The organism is Shinella sp. M27 (assembly GCF_049199905.1).
Classification (GTDB): domain Bacteria; phylum Pseudomonadota; class Alphaproteobacteria; order Rhizobiales; family Rhizobiaceae; genus Shinella.
This window is the reverse complement of the sequence record NZ_JBLZPK010000065.1, coordinates 52,101-72,819: the sequence shown is the minus strand read 5'-3', so window position 1 is coordinate 72,819 and position 20,719 is coordinate 52,101. Positions and strand designations below refer to the sequence as shown.

Sequence of the window (20,719 nt, the reverse complement as noted above, 5' to 3'; positions counted from 1 at the left end):
GGGACGATTACTCGGCGGCTTCGCCGTCGCCCTTCTTCTCGGCGGCGACTTCCTTGCCGGTTGCCTGGTCGACAACCTTCATGGAGAGGCGAACCTTGCCGCGCTCGTCGAAGCCCATCAGCTTGACCCAGACCTTGTCGCCTTCCTTGACGACGTCGGAGGTCTTGGCAACACGCTCCTGAGCGAGCTGCGAGATGTGCACGAGGCCGTCACGCGGGCCGAAGAAGTTGACGAAGGCGCCGAAGTCGGCGGTCTTGACGACCGTGCCTTCGTAGATCATGCCGACTTCCGGTTCCGCGACGATCGAGTGGATCCACTTGCGGGCCGCTTCGATTTCCTTGCCGGAGGACGATGCGATCTTGATCGTGCCGTCGTCTTCGATGTTGATCTTGGCGCCGGTCTTTTCGACGATTTCGCGGATGACCTTGCCGCCCGTGCCGATGACTTCACGGATCTTGTCGACCGGGATGTTCATGACTTCGATGCGGGGTGCGAATTCGCCGAGCTGCGAGCGGCCTTCGGTGATGGCATTGGCCATCTCGCCGAGGATGTGCTTGCGGCCGCCCTGCGCCTGGCTGAGCGCGACCTTCATGATCTCTTCGGTGATACCGGCGATCTTGATGTCCATCTGCAGCGAGGTGATGCCGTCGGCGGTGCCGGCGACCTTGAAATCCATGTCGCCGAGGTGGTCTTCGTCACCGAGGATGTCGGAGAGGACTGCGAAGCGATCGCCTTCCAGAATCAGGCCCATGGCGATACCGGCAACCGGCTTTGCCAGGGGAACGCCGGCGTCCATCAGAGCGAGCGAGGTGCCGCAGACCGTTGCCATCGAGGACGAGCCGTTCGACTCGGTGATCTCGGAAACGACGCGCAGCGTGTAGGGGAACTGCTCCGCCGTCGGCAGCATCGGGCGGATGGCGCGCCAGGCAAGCTTGCCGTGGCCGATTTCGCGGCGGCCCGGGGAGCCCATGCGGCCCGTTTCACCGACCGAGTAGGGCGGGAAGTTGTAATGCAGCAGGAAGCGTTCCTTGTACATGCCCGTCAGGCTGTCGACATACTGCTCGTCTTCGCCGGTGCCGAGCGTGGCAACGACCACGGCCTGGGTTTCACCGCGGGTGAAGAGAGCCGAGCCGTGCGTGCGCGGCAGGATACCGACTTCCGAAACGATGGCGCGAACGGTTTCCAGATCGCGGCCGTCGATGCGGCTCTTGGTGTCCAAGATGTTCCAGCGAACGATCTTGGCCTGGAGATGCTTGAAGACGGCGCCGATGACTTCGGCCGTGTACTTCGGCTCAACGCCTTCCGGGAAGAAGTGGGCCTTGACCTTGGCCTTGACGGCGTCGACGGCGGCGTAGCGGTCAGCCTTCTGGGTGATCTTGTAGGCGGCGCGCAGTTCGGTTTCCGCGATGCCGAGCATTTCGGCTTCGAGAGCGGAATGGTCTTCCGGCTGGAAGTCGCGCGGTTCCTTGGCAGCCACTTCGGCGAGCTTGATGATCGCGTCGATGACCGGCTGGAAGCCCTTGTGGCCGAACATGACGGCGCCGAGCATGACGTCTTCGTTCAGTTCCTTGGCTTCGGATTCGACCATCAGGACGGCGTCCTGCGTGCCGGCGACGACGAGGTCGAGAACCGATTCATCCATCTCGTCGAGATGCGGGTTGAGAACGTATTCGCCGTTGATGTAGCCGACGCGCGCTGCACCGACCGGGCCCATGAAGGGAACGCCGGAGATCGTGAGCGCTGCGGAAGCGGCAACCATCGACAGGACGTCGGGATCGTTTTCGAGGTCATGCTGGACGACGGTGACGACGACCTGCGTGTCGTTCTTGTAGCCTTCCGGGAAGAGCGGGCGGATCGGGCGGTCGATCAGGCGGGAAACCAGCGTTTCCTTTTCCGACGGGCGGCCTTCGCGCTTGAAGTAGCCACCCGGGATCTTGCCGGCGGCGTAGGTCTTTTCCTGGTAGTTGACGGTCAGCGGGAAGAAATCCTGGCCCGGCTTCGGCGCCTTGGCGGAAACCACGGTGGCGAGAACGACGGTTTCGCCGTAGGTCGCGAGAACCGCGCCGTCAGCCTGACGGGCGATCTTGCCGGTTTCCAGCTTGAGCGGACGGCCCGCCCATTCGATTTCAACCGTATGGGTATCGAACATGTCTTGTCCTTCTTGACGGATACGCGCACCGCCGCCTGAAGGCGCAGGTGGTCTATCCGATTTATGACGCGTCATGGGCAAGACAGCGGGAGGCTTCCGGAGAGTGGCACGCAATCTCAAAGGCGCGTGCCCGAAGCGTCCTGCAATCCTGCCCCATGACAGGTCATCGGTTGGTTCCGCAGGGCCGGCGCATCCGGCCTGCTGGAGGATCCGTTTCACGAGGCGGCCTCGACCGGCACAGGCGAAACGGTACGTCGAGGCTTTCGCCCCGGAAATGAAAGCGGCGGGCGCTCGTAAGAACGCCCGCCGAAAGTGCTTAGCGGCGAATACCGAGAGCAGCAATCAGCTTGCTGTAACGGGCTTCGTCCTTCTTCTTGAGGTAGTCAAGAAGCGAGCGGCGGCTGGAAACCATCGTCAGAAGGCCACGACGCGAGTGGTTGTCCTTCTTGTGGTCCTTGAAGTGACCGGTGAGGTTGTTGATCCGCTCGGTCAGGATCGCAACCTGGACTTCCGGAGAACCGGTGTCGCCTTCGACGGTTGCGTATTCCTTGATCAGCGCAGCCTTGCGCTCAGCAGTGATCGACATCGTATGTCCTTTCATGAATGGAGAACTAAGGGTCGCCAAAAGCCGGGATGTCGTCCAGCGATGGCCGTGAAGGCAAGGAGGCCAAAGCCCCGCATTGCTGGCGGTGCCTATAAACCATTCCCTCATGAAAGGGAAGGGTGTTCTAACGCTGCTCCGCCGGCTGGCGGGGGGCCGCCTCCACCGCGCCGCCGGCCTTGGGGCAGACGACATAGGCGCCGAAGATCCAGCCGAGCTGCCGGCCCTCCAGCGAAACGAGAAGCCAGCGTTTCGTGCCGAGCTTCCGTTCCTCGATCACGGTGACGCTCATGCCGTTCTGCAATGTCGTCAGGATCGCGCCGTTCGGCTCGGCGCGCACATTGAGCGGCGTTCCCGTGGGGTCGTCGACCAGGCATTCGTCGGCGGCGAAGGCAGGCGTTGCGGCGAAAAGGCCGGCAAGAAAAGCAGCACGCAAAAGAACCGTCATGAAATCATCCTGCGAAGGGAAAATGCGGGCTTCGTCAATATACGGCCCCCTGCTGCGCATCCTCGTCGCGCAGACGGGCGAGCGGGATCGTCACCCGCCACTCGATGCCGTCGTCATGCACGAGGAATTCCAGCTTGGCATCAAGGGCCATGCCGAGCATGCGCTCCAGCACCACGCTGCCGAACCCCTTGCGGCGGGTGGTGACGGCCTCCCGGTCGATCGACGCCTTGCTTTCGCGCCAGATGAGGGCAAGGTTTTCGCCTGATGTCACCCAGCTCAACGAGACGATGCCCTTGTCGTTGGCGAGTGCGCCATATTTCGTGGCGTTGGTCGAAAGCTCGTGCAGCGCCATGCCGAGCGTCTGGGATGCCTGCGGATCAAGCAGCACGGCGGGGCCGGCAATGCGCACGCGCGATGCATCGGCGGGCGTGAAGGGTTTCAGCTGGTTTTTTGCAAGCTCCACCAAGTTGATGCCGTCGGTCGCGTTGGCGATCATCAGGTCCGTGGAGCGAGCGAGGCCGGACACGCGCCTGCGGAAGGTTTCGGCGAAATCCGCGGCATTTTCCGCGCCGGTCGCCGACTGGTTCAGCATGGCCTGGATGACGGTGAGCTGGTTCTTCGAGCGATGCGCCACCTCACGCATGAGGAAGCGCACCTCGTTTTCCGATTTGACGCGGGCATCTGCCGCTTCAGACAGGGCGCGCGAGACGGTCTCCAGTTCGGAAATGGCGTAGGGGCGCGCCGCAATCCGCTCGCCATGTCCGAGCCGACGGGCATCGGCAGCGAGCAGGCGCACATCGCGCGACAGGAGACGCGCAATGCCGATCGCGCTGACGGCGGCAAGAAGCGCAAAGACCAGGCCGCCGACGGCCAGCCAAAGGAACGACGACACGGCGGGCGCCTGCACATCGGCGGATTTCGCCCAGGCGATCATGCGCCAGCCGGCGAGCGAGGAAAACTCCGTCACGACCTGATAATTGACGCCGTCCTGTCCCATCGTGCTGACGCCGAGCCGGAGCGCCGGCACCACGCGCAGAAAGAACGGCTTGCCGGTCTCCTGCTTCTCGTCCGTCGAGGCGATGATCGTGCCGCGGCTATCGAGCACGGCGGCATTCCAGCCGGGGGAAAGGACGTCCGGATTGACCGCGCGCCGCAGCGCGTCGGCGTTTTTTGTCAGCGTCAGCAGAACATGTTCGCCGTTTGGAAGCCGCATCGGCTGGTAGACGTTGAACACCCATTGCTGCGCCGTCTTGCCGAAGAACAGATCGGACACCATGCGCTCGCCACGCGCCAGCGCCATGCCGGCAGACACCGGGTCGGAAGCGGCGCTGAGCGCCGTGCCATAGGGAACGCGCGTGTTGAGGAGCTGGCGCATCGTCTGATCGATGATCAGGAAATTGATGTCCGTGCCCTCAAGCGTCTTCACAGCCTGCGCATGCAGATCCGCATAGTCGCCGTTTTGCAGGTTTTCCGAGGTCGAGAGGAAATTCAGCGTCGAAAACATGCCGGAGATCTCGCGCTCGACGGCGCGGTTCACGGCGGTCGTCGAGGTGCGCAGCAGCGATTCGAAAATACGCTCCTGTGCTTCGTTCGTGCGCTTCAGCACGACGATGGAAAAGAGAAAGGCAGGGATGACGATGACGAGGATGAGGCAGACGAGGTAGAAGGCAACCGGGTAATGCATACGCCGGCGGGCCTCGGCGGGCTTTGCGTCCACATCCCCAGCAGATACCGATCTGTCAGTCGGCGACATCGTCAACGGCCAGCCCTTTCCACCCTTCCCCCCAGACGACCGAAACGGCAAAGCGCCGCCCGGCCCGCCCTGAAGCGAACCTCGCCGGCTCATAAAGCCTGTAGCTTGTGGTGAAATCAAGTCGGGGGCCGTTGGTTCCGCCCCCCGATTATTAGCCCTGGAAGACCCGCTTCGGACGGAATTCGCCGCCGGCAATCTCGCCGATCGCCACCAACTTGCCACGCGCAGAAGCATAGGCTTCGTCAGCCGAAACCGGCGCATCGCGGCCGCGCACGATGATGGGGTTGCCCATGCGCAGGCGGTGCGCCTGATCGTCGTTGATGACGATCTGCGGCAGGCTGGACAGCGCTTCGCCGGTATCGATCAGGAACGCATCGAGGGCTGCCAGCCGTTCGGCTTCGTCCTCGATCTTCTCGAGTGCGACGAGGTCGGCGAGCGGCACCATGTCGTCCTCGCCGAAAGGTGCGACGAAGGTGCGGCGCAGCGCGGAGATATGGCCGTAGCAGCCGAGCTGGCGGCCGAAATCGCGGGCGAGCGCACGCACATAGGTGCCTTTGCCGCATTCGACCTCGAACTGGGCGGTGTTCTCGTCCGAAGCGACAAGCGTCAGCCGGTGGATTTCCACTTCGCGCGACGGGATCTCGACAACTTCGCCTTCGCGGGCCAGGTCATAGGCCCGCTCGCCGGCAATCTTGATGGCCGAGAACTGCGGCGGGATCTGCTGAATGACACCGGTATATTCACCGAGGATCGCCTGAATCTCGTCGGCGGTCGGACGCTTGTCGGCGCTCTCGGTCACCTCGCCTTCGAGGTCGTCGGTCGTGCGCTCCTCGCCCCAGGTCACGGTGAATTCATAGATCTTGCGGCCGTCCATCACATAGGGGACGGTCTTGGTCGCATCGCCAAGCGCGATCGGCAACATGCCGGAGGCGAGCGGATCGAGCGTGCCGGCATGGCCGGCCTTCTGCGCCTTGAACAGCCACTTGATCTTGGAGACGGCCTCGGTCGAGCCGAAATCGAAGGGCTTGTCGAGGATCAGCCAGCCGGAAACCGGCCGGCCCTTGGGTTTGCGAGGTCTGGACATCTGTATCCTGGATTATTTGTCGTCTTCGCCGTCATCGGCGGAGAGATCGCGCGACACTTCCGGCGAGCGCAGGAGTTCGTCGATCTTCTTGTAATTGTCGAAGCTGGTGTCGTCGCGGAAGCGGACATCCGGCATATATTTCATCTGCCGCAGCTGCGAGCCCATGCGGCCGCGGATGTATTTCGCATTGCGGTTCAGCGCCTCGATGACGGCGTCGTGATCCTTCACGCCGAGCGGCGTCACATAGGCCGTCGCATGCTTGAGGTCCGGCGACATGCGGACTTCCGAGATGGAAATCACCGTCGTTTCGATCAGCGGATCGCGCACTTCGCCGCGCTGGAGAACCTGGGTGATCGCCGCGCGTACCTGCTCGCCCACGCGCAGCATGCGTTGCGACGGTGCTGAGGTTGTTGCTCTTACCATGGTCGTCACCTTCAAAAAAATACGAGCGCCGAAACGGTCCGGCGCTCGCACGATGTTTGGATCGCCGGACGCTTACAGCGTGCGGGTGATGTGCTCCACGCGGAAGCACTCGATCGTGTCGCCGGCGCGGATGTCTTCGTAATTCTCGAAAGCCATGCCGCATTCCTGGCCCATCGGCACTTCGGACACTTCGTCCTTGAAGCGCTTGAGCGTCTTGAGCTTGCCTTCGTGGATGACGACGTTGTCGCGCACGAGGCGAACGCCCGCACCACGCTCGACCTTGCCTTCGATGACACGGCAACCCGCGACCTTGCCGACCTTCGTGATGTTGAACACCTCGAGGATTTCGGCATTGCCGAGGAAGGTTTCGCGGCGTTCCGGCGAGAGCAGGCCCGACATCGCCGCCTTCACGTCATCCACCAGATCGTAGATGATGTTGTAGTAGCGGATTTCGAGACCGGCGCGCTCGGCAGCCGTGCGGGCCTGGGCGTTGGCACGAACGTTGAAGCCGATGATGGCGGCGTTCGAGGCTTCGGCCAGCGAGATATCGGACTCCGTGATACCACCGGCACCGGAGTGAACGATGCGGGCGCGGACTTCGTCCGTGCCGAGCTTTTCAAGGGCACCGGCAATGGCTTCGATCGAGCCCTGCACGTCGCCCTTGATGAGCAGCGGGAACTCCTTGAGACCGGTGTTCTGCAGCTGGCTCATCATCTGCTCGAGCGAACCGCGCGAACCGGCCTGGCGTGCCACCTGCTTTTCGCGGGCGAGACGCTGGCGGTATTCCGAGATTTCGCGGGCGCGGCTTTCGTTCTCGACGACGGCGAACTTGTCGCCGGCGGCCGGCGTGCCCGACAAGCCAAGGATCTCGACCGGCATGGAGGGGCTGGCTTCCTTGACGTGTTCGCCCTTGTCGTTGACGAGCGCGCGCACACGGCCCCACTGATCGCCGGCCACGATGATCTGGCCGGGCTTCAGGGTACCCGTCTGCACGAGAACGGTGGCGACGGCACCACGGCCACGGTCGAGCTGGGCTTCGACGACGACGCCCTCTGCCGTGCGGTCCGGGTTCGCCTTGAGGTCGAGGATTTCGGCCTGCAGCAGAACGGCTTCGAGCAGCTTATCGAGGTTGAGGCGGTTCTTGGCCGACACTTCCACGTCGAGCGTTTCACCGCCCATGGTTTCGACGAAGACCTCGTGCTGGAGGAGCTGGTTGCGCACCTTCTGCGGGTCGGCTTCGTGCTTGTCGATCTTGTTGATCGCCACGATGATCGGAACACCCGCCGCCTTGGCGTGATTGATGGACTCGATCGTCTGCGGCATCACGCTGTCGTCGGCCGCGACCACGAGGATCGCGATGTCAGTCGCCTGCGCACCGCGGGCACGCATGGCGGTGAACGCCGCGTGGCCGGGGGTGTCGATGAAGGTGATCTTGTGACCGTTGTGCTCGACCTGGTAGGCACCGATATGCTGCGTGATGCCACCGGCTTCGCCGGCAACAACGTTGGCCTTGCGGATGGCGTCGAGCAGCGAGGTCTTGCCGTGGTCGACGTGGCCCATGATGGTCACGATCGGCGGACGCGATTCCAGATCGCCGGCATCGTCGGTGACGTTGAAGATGCCCTCTTCGACGTCGGATTCCGAAACGCGCTTGACGGTGTGGCCGAATTCGCCGGCAATGATTTCAGCCAGGTCGGCGTCGATCAGATCGCCGGGCTTCATCATCTGCCCTTCCTTCATCAGGTACTTGATGACGTCGACGGCGCGTTCGGACATACGCTGCGACAGTTCCTGAATGGTGATGGTTTCCGGCAGGATGACTTCGCGCATGACCTTTTCGCGCGTCTCCTGCATCTGGCTGCGCCGGAATTTCTCCTGGCGGCGGCGCATGGCCGAGAGCGAGCGGCCGCGCTGTGTCGCGTCCTCATCGGTCGAGGCCGTGGTCAGCGTCAGCTTGCCCTGGCGACGGCCGTCATCGGCCTTCGGGCGGGCCGGAACCTTTGCCGGTTCCGGACGCTTGACGGCGCCGCGGTTTGCAGGCGCGCCACCGCGCGGACGCTTGTCGTCGTCCTCTTCGTTTTCGCGACGGCGGCCGGCGACCGGCGTGGCAACCGGGCCAGGAGCCGGCGTGCGGCCGGGCTGCGGGCGGGTTTCGGCAGCGGCAGGCGCAGGTCTTGCGACCGGCTGCGCAACAACCTCTTCCACGACGGGCGCGGGAGCGGCGGCCTCTGCGGCACGGCGTTCCGCCTCTTCCTTCTCGCGGACGATGCGGGCTTCTTCCTCGGCAACGCGGCGGGCCTCGTCCTCGACCTTGCGGCGGGCTTCGTCCTCGGCGCGCTGGCGGGCTTCGGCGGCATCGCGGATCTGCGCTTCTGCAAGCGCGCGGCGACGGGCCTCGACTTCGTCAGGCGAAAGCTGGTTCAGCACCACGCCACGCGGGCGGTTCTGCTCGCCCGGGCGGGAGGGCTGCTGGTGCATCGGGCGCGACGGCTGCTGCTGTACGGGGCGCGAAGGCTGCGGCGCGGGGCGCGTCTGCTGCGGCTCCGGCTGGCGCTGCTGCACGGGTGCTGCGGGCGCCGATGCCTGGCGTTCTTCGCCCGGACGGCTGAAGTGGCGCTTCGTGCGGGTCTCGACCACAACGGCCTTGGTGCGGCCACGACCCATGTCCTGGCGCACGGTTCCCTGCTGAACCCCCGAGGGCTTCAGGCTAAGGGTCTTCTTGCCAGCCACATTGATCGTCTTGTCGTCTTCGTTGTCGGTCATTCCGTTCCGTTCCTAAGATCAGAGCCGGATGCGTATCACCAGACTCTGTCGTTCAAATGTGTTCATCCAATGCGATTTCGGCCGGCCGAATGCCGGTAACCGCGTCATTGGTTTGTCTGGCCAGCGCCACCTTTTGCCATCATTTGGCTGTCGCCCCGGTATTTCTCGAGCATGATTGCGCGCTTCACTACACCCTCACCCGCCTGCCCTGCAAGCGCTGCGGCATGGATAAAAGCATTACTTCCCAAAAGGCCCTCCAATTCGCTCTCCGAAAAGAGCTTGAAGGAGGGTATTTCCGTTTCGTCGTCGGTGAGAAAACTCGAAGCTTTCCGCGCCTGATCTATTTTCCGAACGCCGTCCGCCGCCGCATCCGTCGAATGGAACACGGCAAGGGCAGCAAGCGCACGCACCGCCTGATCGACCTTCGAGGACCCGGTGATGAACTGGCCCGCCTTGCGCGCCATGTTCATCATGCCGCCGAGCTGGGCGGCGATCAGCCGGTCCACCTCGGCGCCGAGGTCGGGAGCCGCCTTCGCCTCCGCCTTCAGCGCACGCCCGAAAAGCTTCTTGGCGACCGCCTTGTCGACGATCGCCCGTTCGGCCTTTACCCAGCATCCGCGTCCGGGGAGTTGACGCTTCAGGTCCGGCACGACGCTGCCGTCGGGACCTGCGACGAAGCGGATCAGATCATCCGCCTCGCCCTTTTCGCGCGTCACGATGCACATGCGGTCGTTCACGCCGTCCTGGTCCTTCTTGCCCATATAGGTTTCCGCTCTTGCCAACGCAAACCGCTGTGCAAAATCAGCGGGCGACATGTCCAATTCTAAAGCGTTTCAAGCATGTCTTTATCCCGAAACCGGAAGCCACTTTCGGGAGACATGCTCTGGAGGACGCCGATCAGGCGTCCTGTTCGCCGCCCTCGACGACCGGCTCTTCCTTAACCAGGTCCTCTTCGGTGATCCAGCCGGCCGCAAGACGGGCCTGGACGACCATGGCTTCGGCTTCGGCGCGGGAGACCTCGAACTTCGAGAACAGGCCCTCGAACTTCTTCGTCTCGCCGTCCTTGCGTTCCGACCAGCCGACGAGGTCGTCCGCGGCGCAGCCTGCGAAGTCTTCCATCGTCTTGATGCCGTCTTCGCCGAGCGCCACGAGCATCTGGCTCGTCAGGCCGTCGATCTGGCGCAGCTCGTCGGACACGCCGAGTTCCTTGCGCTTGGCGTCCATCGCCGCTTCGAGGCGGTCGAGATGTTCGCGGGCGCGGGTCTGGAGTTCCTGGGCCGTGTCTTCGTCGAAACCGTCGATCGAGGCGATTTCGTCGAGATCGACATAAGCCAGTTCTTCAACGGCCGCAAAGCCTTCGGACGCCAGCACCTGGCCGACCATCTCGTCGACGTCGAGCGATTCCATGAAGAGGTTGGTGCGCTCGTTGAATTCCTTCTGGCGACGCTCGGACTCTTCGGCTTCCGTGAGGATGTCGATGTCCCAGCCGGTCAGCTGCGAAGCGAGGCGCACGTTCTGGCCGCGGCGGCCGATGGCCAGCGACAGCTGCTCATCGGGAACGACGACTTCGATGCGCTCTGCATCTTCATCCAGAACGACCTTGGCGACTTCCGCCGGCTGAAGGGCATTGACGATGAACGACGCCGGATCCTGCGACCACGGAATGATGTCGATCTTCTCGCCCTGCAGCTCGCCGACGACGGCCTGGACGCGCGAACCGCGCATACCGACGCAGGCGCCGACCGGATCGATCGACGAGTCGTTCGAGATGACGGCGATTTTCGCACGCGAACCGGGGTCACGGGCGACCGACTTGATCTGGATGATGCCGTCGTAGATTTCCGGAACTTCCATGGTGAAGAGCTTCACCATGAACTGCGGATGGGTACGCGACAGGAAGATCTGCGGGCCGCGCTGTTCACGGCGCACGTCATAGACGAAGGCGCGAACGCGGTCGCCGTAGCGCATGTTTTCGCGCGGAATCATCTCGTCGCGACGGATGATGCCTTCGCCACGGCCGAGATCGACGATGACGTTGCCGTATTCGACGCGCTTGACCGTGCCGTTGACGATCTCGCCGATACGATCCTTGTATTCGTCGAACTGGCGGTCACGCTCGGCTTCGCGCACCTTCTGCACGATGACCTGCTTGGCCGACTGGGCGGCGATGCGGCCGAAATCCATCGGCGGCAGCGGATCGGCGATGAAATCGCCCAGCTTGGCGTCCGGGTTGCGGTCGCGCGCCAGTTCCAGCGGGATCTGAGTGCCGTAATCTTCTGCGACCTCGACGACCTCAAGCAGGCGCTGGAGGCGGATTTCGCCGGTCTTGGAATTGATGTCGGCGCGGATGTTGGATTCCGTGCCGTAACGCGAGCGGGCTGCCTTCTGGATGGCGTCGGCCATCGCGGCAAGCACGATCTCGCGGTCGATGACCTTTTCACGGGCCACGGCATCCGCGATCTGCAGAAGCTCAAGCCGGTTCGCACTGACTGCCATTGTCTCAGGTCTCCATGGTCGAGCCGGGTTTTTCGCCCCCGGCAATCGGGAGCGGCCAGGCCGCTCCGGTTCCGTCCTCTCCGTTCCGCCACCTCGGGCGAAACGTACTCACAACTTATTCTTCGTCGTCGCCGTCTTCGTCGTTCTGGTTGGCGGCCTGCGCGGCCTTCGCCTTCTTATCGGCGGCCAGCGCGTCGCGGATCAGCTCGTCGGTCAGGATCAGCCGGCCCTCGGCAAGCGCCGTGAAGGGAATGACGACCGTCGGCTCCTCGCCGGCGGCGGGCTGCTCACGTTCCAGCGTGAAGCCGTTTTCGTCTGCGGCGACGATCTTGCCGCGGAAGCGCTTGCGGCTTTCGACGAGGATCGAGGTCTCGCACTTCAGCAGGTGGCCCGTCCAGCGCGAAAAGTCCGACTTGCGCACCATCGGCCGGTCGATGCCGGGCGACGACACTTCAAGATGATACGCCTTGTCGATCGGATCCTCAACGTCGAGCACCGGCGAGACGGCCATCGAGACCTTCTCGCAGTCTTCGACGGTCATGGTGCCGTCCGGCCGCTCGCACATGATCTGCAGCGTGGCACCGTTCTGCGCCGACAGGCGCACGCGCACCAGTTGGTAGCCGATCTGCTCGATGGTCGGCTCGATGATGTCGGCAACGCGGCGGTCAAGGCCGGTCTCGACGATTAGGCGCGGCTCGATCGCTACAGTTTCTGTCTGGGTCGTGTCGGACATGACATGCCCTCCCGGGATGGTCGTTATCATGCACCTGATCGCGGCAACAAAAAAGAGCGGGTCCTTGCGGGCCCACTCTTCATCTGACGATCAAGAATTTGGGAGTGATATAGACCGGGTTCGTCATAAATGCAAGGTCGGCCGCAAAGCCCGCCTGTGGGCGACGTATTTGCCGCCACCGGGTTGCCGCTTTTGTTGTTTGGACTAGATTGCTAGCCAACGCTGCGTCGAGAATGAGTGCCCCACCGTGCCGGACCGGAAATCCCCCCTCGCCCCCTTCCGAAACGAAACCTTTCGGCTGATCTGGGCGGCGAGCCTGATCTCCAATTTCGGCGGGCTCATCCAGTCCGTCGGCGCGGCCTGGATGATGGCCTCCATCTCGCCCTCCGCCAACATGGTGGCCCTGGTGCAGGCCTCGACCTCGCTGCCGATCATGCTGTTTTCCGTCGCCGCCGGCGCCCTTGCCGATAATTTCGACCGGCGCAAGCTGATGCTGACGGCGCAGTGTTTCATGCTGGCAGTCGCGATCGGCCTCACCCTCTGTACCTGGTACGGCGTCATCACGCCCTGGCTGCTTCTGACCTTCACCTTCCTGCTCGGCTGCGGCGTGGCGCTCAACAATCCGGCCTGGCAGGCCTCCGTCGGCGACATGGTGCCGCGCGAGGACCTGCCGGCCGCCGTGTCGCTCAACAGCATGGGCTTCAACCTCACCCGCTCCGTCGGCCCCGCCATCGGCGGCGCTATCGTCGCGGCGGCGGGTGCGGCGGCCGCCTTCGCCGCCAATGCGCTCAGCTATTTCGCCCTGCTCTACGCGCTGATCCGCTGGAAGCCGAACGTTTCGCCACGCGCCTTGCCGCGCGAAGACTTCGGCCGCGCCATCTCGGCGGGCCTGCGCTACGTGTCGATGTCGCCCAATATCGGCAAGGTTCTCTTGCGCGGCTTCGCCTTCGGCCTGGCGACCAGTTCCATCCTCTCGCTGCTGCCGCTGATCGCCCGCGACCTCGTGGCCGGCGGGCCGCTGACCTATGGTGTGCTGCTCGGCTGCTTCGGCCTCGGCGCCATCGGCGGGGCCTTCATGAATGCGCGGCTGCGCGAAAAATTCACCAGCGAGGCCATCGCCCGCATGGCCTTCACGGGTTTCGCCATAGCCGCGACGGTTTCGGCGACCAGCACGTCGGCGGCAATCACCGGCGCCGTGCTCTTGATTGCGGGCTTCTCCTGGGTGATGGCGCTCTCGCTGTTCAACACGACGGTGCAGCTCTCCACGCCCCGCTGGGTCGTCGCGCGGGCGCTCTCGCTCTACCAGACCACCACCTTCGGCGGCATCGCGGCCGGAAGCTGGATCTGGGGCACGACCGCCGACACACACGGCGCACAGACCGCCCTTCTCGCCTCCGCCGTCGCGATGATCGCCGGTGCCGCACTCGGCTTGCGTTATGCACTGCCCGAATTGCAGAGCCTCAATGTCGATCCGCTCAATCGCTTCAGCGAGCCGGACCTGCCGCTCGACCTGAAACCGCGCAGCGGCCCGATCGTCATCCTCATCGACTACCAGATCGCCGAGGGCGACATTCCCGAATTTCTGGAGGCGATGACCGAACGCCGGCGCATTCGTATCCGCGACGGTGCGGGCCAATGGGCGCTGATGCGCGATCTCGAAAATCCGACGATATGGACCGAGACCTACCACGTGCCGACCTGGGTGGAATATGTCCGCCACAACCAGCGCCGCACCCATGCCGATGCCGCCAATGGCGAGAAGCTGCGCCAGCTGCACAGCGGCGCGGAAGACCCGCGCGTCCATCGCATGATCGAGCGGCAGACCATCGTCCCGCACGAATACGAGCGGTTCAAGCGGCAGGTGGATATGCACTGAAGGTAGGCTAGAACCTTACCGCAGCTTGGATTTCAGCGAGGCATCCGGGTAGCAGGTCGGCGCAAGCCCGTTCTTCGCCTGCCAGTCGCCAAGCGAGCGGCGGGTCTTGTAGCCCGGCAGGCCATCGACCTTGCCGACATCGTAGCCCTTGGCGACCAGCGCCTTCTGCATGGCCAGCACATCCGAGCGCAGCATCTTGCCGATATCGCCCCACTGGCCCTGGAACGGTCCGCTGCCATAGGCGATGCGATCGGCGAGATTGCCGAGGAAGAGCGCATAGAGGTCGGAGTTGTTGTATTCCTTGAGCACGTAAAAATTCGGCGTGACGATGAATTCCGGCCCATGCGTGCCGGCCGGAACCAGCATCATGCCGGAAGCCTTGGCTTCGCCGCCCGAAAATGCCTTGCCGGACATGCGCGTGATGCCTGTCGAAGCCCAGGCCGAGATCGGCTTGGCGAGATCAGGTCCCTCCTGCGCGCAGGATACGGCACCGGGAATGGAGACCTCGTAACCCCAGCCGCGCCCGGCCTGCCAGCCCTTCTTGGCGAGATAGTTGGCAATCGACGCCAGGCTGTCCGGCACCGAGCCCCAGATATCGCGCACGCCGTCGCCGTCGAAATCGACGGCATATTGCAGGTAGCTCGTCGGCATGAACTGCGGCTGGCCGAGCGCGCCGGCCCAGGAGCCCTTCAATTGCGCCACCGTGCGGTCGCCGCCATCGACGATGTGCAGGGCGGCGATCAGCTCCTTGCGGAAAAGGTCCTTGCGCGTCGACATGAAGGCCTTCGTCGCGAGCACCTCAACGGCCGAATAGGGGATTTTCGCGCTGCCGAAACCCGATTCACGGCCCCAGACGGCGACGACGATCTCGCCGGGAACGCCGAATTTCTGCTCGATCCTGCGCAGCGTCGAAGCATGCATCTTGGCAAGGCTGCGGCCGGTACCCGCCAGCCCCTGCAGGCGCTTTTCGGAGAAATATGCGCCCGGCGAGGAAAACTCCGCCTGGCTTTGCGCCTGTTCCTTCTTCGGCTTGGAGCCGGGCGGCACGAGATCGGGCAGGTCCCAGTTGAGCGTCACGCCCTCCAGCGCCGCGCGAAAGGTCTTTTCGCTGACGCCGGTCTTCTTCGCCGCCGGCCAGAGATCCCTATCGATCCAGGCGCGGAACATCTTTTCGACCTCGGCCTTGGAGGCGGCCACTGCCGGAAGGGCGAAAACGAGGGAAAACAAGGCGATCCCGACGGAGGCCTTGAAGGCTTTGCGAATGTTCAAAAGGGGTCTCCTCAGATCGCGGTGCGGGCGCGGAGCGCGGCCGTCAATGTGCCCTCGTCGAGATAATCGAGCTCGCCGCCGACGGGCACGCCATGGGCAAGCCGCGTGATCTTCACGTCGAGGCCGGAGAGCTGGTCGGTGATGTAATGCGCCGTCGTCTGGCCCTCGACGGTGGCGTTGACGGCGATGATCAGTTCGCGCACGCCACCCTTCGCCACCCGATCGACGAGGCCGCGAATGTTGAGATCGTCAGGACCCACGCCATCGAGCGGCGAGAGCGTGCCGCCGAGCACATGATAGGCGGCGTTCATCGCGCCGGCGCGCTCCAGCGCCCAGAGATCGGAAACGTCCTCGACGACGATGATCATCGCATGGTCGCGGCGCACATCCGTGCAGACCGTGCAGGGATCACTGGTATCGACATTGCCGCAGCACGAGCAGATGCGCACTTTGCGATGCGCTTCGCCCATCGCTTCGGCGAGCGGGCCGAGCAGCTGGTCCTTCTTCTTGACGAGATGCAGCGCCGCACGCCGCGCCGAACGGGGCCCGAGGCCCGGCACCTTGGCCAGGAGCTGGATGAGTTTTTCGATTTCGGGGCCGGTGACTCGTTTTGCCATTGCCGCTATCTAGCCCATATCAAGAGGAAACGGAATCTCGGGAGTTCGACGCTTGATCAAAATCCTCGCGGTATGCACGGGCGTAGCCCGCCCTGTCCCCGGCAAAAGCTACAAGACCGGCATTTTCAAGGTGCCGACGGATGCGGCCATCGTCGTCGACCGCGAGGGGCTTTTGGGTGACGCCATCTGCAACCGCAAGCACCATGGCGGGCCTGAACAGGCGGTTTACGGCCTCGGCTCCGTGGATCTCGACTGGTGGTCGAAGGAGCTTGGCCGCACCATCGAGCCGGGGACATTCGGCGAGAACGTCGTGATCGACGGCATCGACAGCCGCTCCGTCTCCGTCGGCGACCGGTTCGAGACGGAAAGCGTGCTTCTTGAAGTGACCTCGGCGCGCATTCCCTGCAACACGCTGACGGCGAAGATGGGCGATCCCGGTTTCGCACGCCGCTTCATGCAGGCCGGCCGGCCGGGTTTTTACTGCCGTGTCCTGCGCGACGGCGTTATGCAGGCGGGTGATGCGGTGACCTATACGCCCTTCCCCGGCGAGCCCGTCACCATGCCGGAACTGCTGCGCACCTACGGCAAGAACATGTCCGAGCAAGACCGTATCCGCTATCTCGCAGCCCCCATCGCCGACAAGCTGCGCGCAGCACTCACCGGCTGATCAGCGCGCGGCAATCGCCGCCGCGGCCCCGGCCATGGTGCCGGCGCTGAGCCGGTTGGCGATGCGCACGGCACGCGGGCTTTTCAGGAACAGGCGGGCACGCGAGGCGAGGAAGACCCAGGCGAGATCGATCGCCACGAGCACGACGAACATCGTCACGACCAGCTCGGCCCAGCCGACCAGCGTAACGGCGCCGAGATCGATGATGGCGGGCAGCAGCGCCACATAGAACATCATGATCTTGGGATTGCCGAGCGTCACCGTCAGCCCGGCGAAGAACAGTTTTGCGCCGGAGCGCGCCTCCGGAAGCGCCTCCTCACCGGTCTCGGTCGGTGCGAACCACATTTTCCAGGCGAGATAGAGCAGATAGGCGACACCAAGCCATTTGATGACGACGAAGGCGGCATGGAAGGTTTCGGCAATCGCGGCAAGGCCGAGCACGGCGAAGGTGAGCCAGACGCCCTCACCGATCCACATGGCGGCGAGGAAAGGCAGCACATCCTTCGGCCCGCGCGACAGCACGCGGGCGACGAGTGCGGCAATGCTCGGACCGGGCGAACCGGCCGCCATCATCAGCGCGCCGGCAAAGACAAGCAGGGTCATCAGGCTCATCGGAAATCCTCCTCGGAAGCCCTCACCCTACAGGATCAGAACGGCAGTTTGAAGCCGGGCGGGATCGGCAGGCCGGCGGTCAGCGCCTTGGTGCGCTCGGCGGTTTCGGCCTCGGCCTTGTCCTTGGCATCCTTATGGGCGGCCACGATCAGGTCCTCGAGGATTTCGACGTCGTCTTCCTTGAAGAGCGAGGGATCGATCTTCAGGCCCTTGAGGTTGCCCTTGCCGTCGAGCGTGACGGAGACGAGGCCACCGCCGGAAGAGCCGTTCACCGTCAGCGCAGCGATCTCCTCCTGCATCTTCTCCATCTTGGCCTGCATTTCCTTGACCTTGCCCATCATGCCCATGATGTCGCGCATCGGCCTCTCCTTTTGTTCTCTGAATATTTAATGTTCGATATCGTCGCCGGGCAGGATGTCGCCCTCGGCAGATTCCGCTGCGGCCGCAACCTCGACGGTCTCTGCCTCGTCTTCGGTTTCCTGCACCTTGATGCGCACGTCGGTGATCTTGGCGCCGGGAAAGCGTTGCAGAATGGCCGCGACGTCGGGGTCCTGGCGCGCATCGGCCACACGGGCCTCCTGCGCCATCGTCTCGGCTTCGGAGAGCGTGGGACCGCCGGCTTCCCGCGACAGGATGACCAGCCAGCGCTGGCCCGTCCATTCCTGGAGCCGGTTGGACAGGTCGGCGACGAGCGATTTCGGCGCGTCGTCGGTCAGGCTGATTTCCAGTTTGCCGGGCTCGACACTGACCGGCCGCACGAAAGCGCGCACCAACGCCCGCAGGCGAATATCGCGGTTCTTGGTGCAGAGATCGGCGACGTCGGAGATCGAGTTGACAGGAACCTTTGGTGCAGCGGCCGGCTGGGCGGCGGGCGCGGTATCAACCCGGCCCACAGGCTGCGCGGCCGGCTCGGCCTGCGGCACGGGGCGCAGCATGGTCACGGTGCCACCACCGGCCTGGGCCCGTATCGGCTGATCCGGCTGGCGCGCGACGGCGGAGACAGAAGCCTGCGCCGAGGGCTGGCCACCATTGCCGCCCGATTGTGGCGTGCGAAAACCATTGCCGCCGCCGTCACCGCTGGTGAGGTCGGCAAGCCGGCGCGCGGCGTCTTCCGGCGAGGGAAGGTTTGCCGCATGGGCAAGGCGGATAATGACCATTTCGGCGGCACCGGCCGGGCGGCTGGAGGCTTCTGTTTCCGGAATACCCTTCAGCAGCATCTGCCACATGCGCGACAGCGCTGTCACCGCGATGGAATTGGCGAATTCGACGCCGCGCACGCGCTCGACCTCGCTCAGCGACTGGTCGCCGGTCGCATCCGGTACATATTTCATGCGCGTGACGAGATGGGTGAAATCGGCAAGGTCCGTCAGCACCACGGAGGGGCTGGCGCCCGCCTCGTATTGTGCGGCGAATTCGGCAAGGGCTGCCGCGGCATCGCCCTTCACGATATGCGCGAAGAGATCGACGATGCGGGCGCGGTCGGCCAGGCCGAGCATGGAGCGCACGGCATTGACCTCGACGCGGCCGGCGCCATGCGCGATCGCCTGGTCGAGCAGTGACAGGCCGTCACGCGCCGAACCTTCGGCAGCACGGGCGACCATGGCGAGCGCATCCGGCTCGAATTCGACGCCTTCCTTGCCGAGAATGGTGGTGAACAGGCCGACGAGATCCGACGCACCGATGCGGCGCAGGTCGAACCTTTGGCAGCGCGACAGGACGGTGATCGGAACTTTCCGGATTTCCGTCGTCGCGAAAATGAACTTCACGTGCTCCGGCGGCTCTTCGAGCGTCTTCAAAAGGCCGTTGAAGGCCTGCGTCGAGAGCATGTGCACTTCGTCGATGATATAGACCTTGTAGCGTGCCGAAACCGGGCGATAGCGCACCTGCTCGATGATCTCTCTGATGTCATCGATACCCGTATGGGAGGCGGCGTCCATCTCGATGACGTCGACATGACGGCCTTCCATGATCGCCTGGCAATGTTCGCCGGGCACGCGAAGGTCGATCGTCGGCTTGTCGATCTCTGATGTCTTGTAGTTCAGTGCGCGGGCGAGGATGCGGGCGGTCGTCGTCTTGCCGACCCCGCGAACGCCGGTCAGCATATAGGCCTGGGCGATGCGGCCGGTCTCGAACGCGTTGGTCAGCGTGCGGACCATCGGCTCCTGGCCGACCATGAGATCCGAAAAATCCTTCGGCCGGTACTTTCGCGCGAGGACGCGATAGGCGGCGGGCTTTTCGGTGGACGGTTTAGAGGTTTCGTCGCTCATCGACCCTGCCGTTATTCAAATGTCTGTCCCGACAGGACGGCCAGAAGCAGGACGGTAAGGTGGGAGGCTGGCACGATGACCCGTGCCGGAGCTCGTTGGGGCTGCTTCCTTCCGGACCTGACCCGGTTGGCGAGTGGCTCGTCCACCACCAACCTCCCGTTCCCCATATCGGCAATATTCCATCCGAATGCAAGCGCGGCTTACAAAAAACTGTTGGAGGGAAATCGGGCGCGTGGCATGAATCGACGATAACAGCATGCGGGAGACCCCGATGAGCGATTTTCGACCCGACGACCGGCTGGCGCGCGACAGCGATCTCCTGACCAAGATCGGCCTGTGCGAACTGCGCCTGATGAAAGACAGCCGCTGGCCCTGGCTGGTTCTGGTGCCGCAGCGCTCCGATGTCAGCGAAGTCTTCGATCTCACGCCGCTCGACCAGACCATGCTGACCTTCGAGACCACGCTCGTCGCCGAGGCGCTGAAGACCGTGACGGGCGCCACGAAGATCAATACCGGCGCGCTCGGCAATATCGTGCGCCAACTTCATGTTCATGTCATTGCCCGCAGCGAGGGCGATCCCAACTGGCCCGGCCCCGTTTGGGGCTTCGGCACCGCCGAGCCGCGCTCGGCCGAGGAAACCAAGGCCTTTTCAGCCAAGCTTTTGGACGCATTGACCCCATGAAGCCATCGCTTTTCGATATCTATCGCCCGCATGCGGAACCCAGCACCATGGTGGCCTTTGCGGAAAACACGCTCGACCGCCAATCCGAACACCGCGCCGCCGACTGTCTGGAACAGGCCTTCAAGGCGGAAAACGTCCATGCCTTCGCACTTGCCGGCGGCAAGCTCGTGGTCAAGCATGACGAGAAGATCATCGATCCGCTGTTTGCGCCCTATGAACTCGCCGAACTCGATCCGATCCCGGACGAATCCATCCTGCTCGGCTATCTCAGGAACGGCG

At 63.9% G+C, this 20,719-nt stretch carries 18 protein-coding genes, 1 other RNA gene and 1 pseudogene; 4 read left to right on the top strand and 16 right to left on the bottom strand.

The window, feature by feature from the left end; genetic code table 11:
• Positions 1-7: 7 nt before the first annotated feature.
• From pnp to rimP, 10 genes are all read right to left on the bottom strand, one after another.
• Positions 8-2,149, bottom strand: coding sequence for a polyribonucleotide nucleotidyltransferase (pnp, locus tag ACOZK4_RS24120; RefSeq protein ID WP_421594242.1), 2,142 nt, complete (start codon positions 2,147-2,149; stop codon positions 8-10).
• A 316-nt stretch (positions 2,150-2,465) separates the two neighbouring features.
• Complete coding sequence (rpsO, locus tag ACOZK4_RS24115; RefSeq protein WP_230807809.1) at positions 2,466-2,735, bottom strand: 30S ribosomal protein S15; 270 nt, start codon at positions 2,733-2,735, stop codon at positions 2,466-2,468.
• Between the two features lie 142 nt (positions 2,736-2,877).
• Positions 2,878-3,198, bottom strand: a complete 321-nt coding sequence (locus ACOZK4_RS24110; protein ID WP_313528915.1) for an SH3 domain-containing protein — start codon at positions 3,196-3,198, stop codon at positions 2,878-2,880.
• Between the two features lie 34 nt (positions 3,199-3,232).
• Complete coding sequence (locus ACOZK4_RS24105) at positions 3,233-4,915, bottom strand: sensor histidine kinase (RefSeq protein WP_421594241.1); 1,683 nt, start codon at positions 4,913-4,915, stop codon at positions 3,233-3,235.
• 187 nt (positions 4,916-5,102) lie between these two features.
• Entirely contained in the window at positions 5,103-6,035 is a 933-nt protein-coding gene (gene truB / locus ACOZK4_RS24100) for a tRNA pseudouridine(55) synthase TruB (protein WP_421594239.1), read from the bottom strand.
• A gap of 12 nt (positions 6,036-6,047) precedes the next feature.
• On the bottom strand, positions 6,048-6,458 hold the full coding sequence (gene rbfA, locus ACOZK4_RS24095; RefSeq protein WP_421594237.1) for a 30S ribosome-binding factor RbfA: 411 nt from the start codon (positions 6,456-6,458) through the stop codon (positions 6,048-6,050).
• A gap of 72 nt (positions 6,459-6,530) precedes the next feature.
• Positions 6,531-9,221: a translation initiation factor IF-2 gene (gene infB / locus ACOZK4_RS24090; RefSeq protein ID WP_421594236.1), complete on the bottom strand. Its 2,691-nt coding sequence runs from the start codon at positions 9,219-9,221 to the stop codon at positions 6,531-6,533.
• A 104-nt stretch (positions 9,222-9,325) separates the two neighbouring features.
• Positions 9,326-9,982: an RNA-binding protein gene (locus ACOZK4_RS24085; protein WP_421594234.1), complete on the bottom strand. Its 657-nt coding sequence runs from the start codon at positions 9,980-9,982 to the stop codon at positions 9,326-9,328.
• A gap of 136 nt (positions 9,983-10,118) precedes the next feature.
• Positions 10,119-11,717, bottom strand: a complete 1,599-nt coding sequence (gene nusA, locus ACOZK4_RS24080; protein ID WP_421594233.1) for a transcription termination factor NusA — start codon at positions 11,715-11,717, stop codon at positions 10,119-10,121.
• A 115-nt stretch (positions 11,718-11,832) separates the two neighbouring features.
• On the bottom strand, positions 11,833-12,450 hold the full coding sequence (gene rimP / locus ACOZK4_RS24075; protein ID WP_421594232.1) for a ribosome maturation factor RimP: 618 nt from the start codon (positions 12,448-12,450) through the stop codon (positions 11,833-11,835).
• A 247-nt stretch (positions 12,451-12,697) separates the two neighbouring features.
• Here rimP and ACOZK4_RS24070 point away from each other — a divergent pair, with 247 nt between their 5' ends.
• Positions 12,698-14,326 carry an MFS transporter gene (locus tag ACOZK4_RS24070; RefSeq protein ID WP_421594231.1) on the top strand — a complete coding sequence of 543 codons (1,629 nt, stop codon included), beginning with the start codon at positions 12,698-12,700 and terminating at the stop codon, positions 14,324-14,326.
• A gap of 15 nt (positions 14,327-14,341) precedes the next feature.
• On the opposite strand, the gene ACOZK4_RS24065 is transcribed toward ACOZK4_RS24070, so the two are convergent.
• Together ACOZK4_RS24065 and recR are read right to left on the bottom strand one after the other, a co-directional pair.
• On the bottom strand, positions 14,342-15,589 hold the full coding sequence (locus ACOZK4_RS24065) for a lytic murein transglycosylase (protein WP_421594363.1): 1,248 nt from the start codon (positions 15,587-15,589) through the stop codon (positions 14,342-14,344).
• Positions 15,590-15,606: 17 nt separating this feature from the next.
• Positions 15,607-16,212, bottom strand: a complete 606-nt coding sequence (gene recR, locus ACOZK4_RS24060; protein ID WP_313532603.1) for a recombination mediator RecR — start codon at positions 16,210-16,212, stop codon at positions 15,607-15,609.
• Between the two features lie 55 nt (positions 16,213-16,267).
• Between recR and ACOZK4_RS24055 the strand changes: the two genes are divergently transcribed.
• Positions 16,268-16,879 (top strand): MOSC domain-containing protein, encoded by a 612-nt coding sequence (locus ACOZK4_RS24055; protein ID WP_421594362.1) that lies wholly within the window; start codon positions 16,268-16,270, stop codon positions 16,877-16,879.
• Here ACOZK4_RS24055 and ACOZK4_RS24050 read toward each other — a convergent pair whose 3' ends face one another.
• The 4 genes from ACOZK4_RS24050 to ffs form a co-directional block, all read right to left on the bottom strand.
• Positions 16,880-17,491, bottom strand: coding sequence for a LysE family translocator (locus ACOZK4_RS24050; protein WP_298101461.1), 612 nt, complete (start codon positions 17,489-17,491; stop codon positions 16,880-16,882).
• 35 nt (positions 17,492-17,526) lie between these two features.
• Entirely contained in the window at positions 17,527-17,850 is a 324-nt protein-coding gene (locus ACOZK4_RS24045; protein ID WP_313532599.1) for a YbaB/EbfC family nucleoid-associated protein, read from the bottom strand.
• 27 nt (positions 17,851-17,877) lie between these two features.
• Complete coding sequence (locus ACOZK4_RS24040) at positions 17,878-19,758, bottom strand: DNA polymerase III subunit gamma/tau (protein WP_421594229.1); 1,881 nt, start codon at positions 19,756-19,758, stop codon at positions 17,878-17,880.
• Positions 19,759-19,817: 59 nt separating this feature from the next.
• Positions 19,818-19,915: signal recognition particle sRNA small type (gene ffs / locus ACOZK4_RS24035), an RNA gene on the bottom strand.
• A gap of 114 nt (positions 19,916-20,029) precedes the next feature.
• Between ffs and ACOZK4_RS24030 the strand changes: the two genes are divergently transcribed.
• Positions 20,030-20,440, top strand: coding sequence for an HIT domain-containing protein (locus tag ACOZK4_RS24030; RefSeq protein WP_421594228.1), 411 nt, complete (start codon positions 20,030-20,032; stop codon positions 20,438-20,440).
• A pseudogene (locus tag ACOZK4_RS24025) lies at positions 20,437-20,719 on the top strand (NADH pyrophosphatase); the annotation flags it as partial. The gene ACOZK4_RS24030 and the pseudogene ACOZK4_RS24025, both read left to right, overlap by 4 nt.

Bases quoted from the DNA above. Each gene is read 5' to 3' on its own strand.
- ACOZK4_RS24110 (WP_313528915.1), bottom strand. From the start codon at position 3,198: ATGACGGTTCTTTTGCGTGCTGCTTTTCTTGCCGGCCTTTTCGCCGCA.
- pnp (WP_421594242.1), bottom strand. From the start codon at position 2,149: ATGTTCGATACCCATACGGTTGAAATCGAATGGGCGGGCCGTCCGCTC.
- truB (WP_421594239.1), bottom strand. From the start codon at position 6,035: ATGTCCAGACCTCGCAAACCCAAGGGCCGGCCGGTTTCCGGCTGGCTG.
- recR (WP_313532603.1), bottom strand. From the start codon at position 16,212: ATGGCAAAACGAGTCACCGGCCCCGAAATCGAAAAACTCATCCAGCTC.
- infB (WP_421594236.1), bottom strand. From the start codon at position 9,221: ATGACCGACAACGAAGACGACAAGACGATCAATGTGGCTGGCAAGAAG.
- rimP (WP_421594232.1), bottom strand. From the start codon at position 12,450: ATGTCCGACACGACCCAGACAGAAACTGTAGCGATCGAGCCGCGCCTA.
- rpsO (WP_230807809.1), bottom strand. From the start codon at position 2,735: ATGTCGATCACTGCTGAGCGCAAGGCTGCGCTGATCAAGGAATACGCA.
- ACOZK4_RS24040 (WP_421594229.1), bottom strand. From the start codon at position 19,758: ATGAGCGACGAAACCTCTAAACCGTCCACCGAAAAGCCCGCCGCCTAT.
- ACOZK4_RS24045 (WP_313532599.1), bottom strand. From the start codon at position 17,850: ATGCGCGACATCATGGGCATGATGGGCAAGGTCAAGGAAATGCAGGCC.
- ACOZK4_RS24050 (WP_298101461.1), bottom strand. From the start codon at position 17,491: ATGAGCCTGATGACCCTGCTTGTCTTTGCCGGCGCGCTGATGATGGCG.
- ACOZK4_RS24030 (WP_421594228.1), top strand. From the start codon at position 20,030: ATGAGCGATTTTCGACCCGACGACCGGCTGGCGCGCGACAGCGATCTC.
- rbfA (WP_421594237.1), bottom strand. From the start codon at position 6,458: ATGGTAAGAGCAACAACCTCAGCACCGTCGCAACGCATGCTGCGCGTG.
- nusA (WP_421594233.1), bottom strand. From the start codon at position 11,717: ATGGCAGTCAGTGCGAACCGGCTTGAGCTTCTGCAGATCGCGGATGCC.
- ACOZK4_RS24085 (WP_421594234.1), bottom strand. From the start codon at position 9,982: ATGGGCAAGAAGGACCAGGACGGCGTGAACGACCGCATGTGCATCGTG.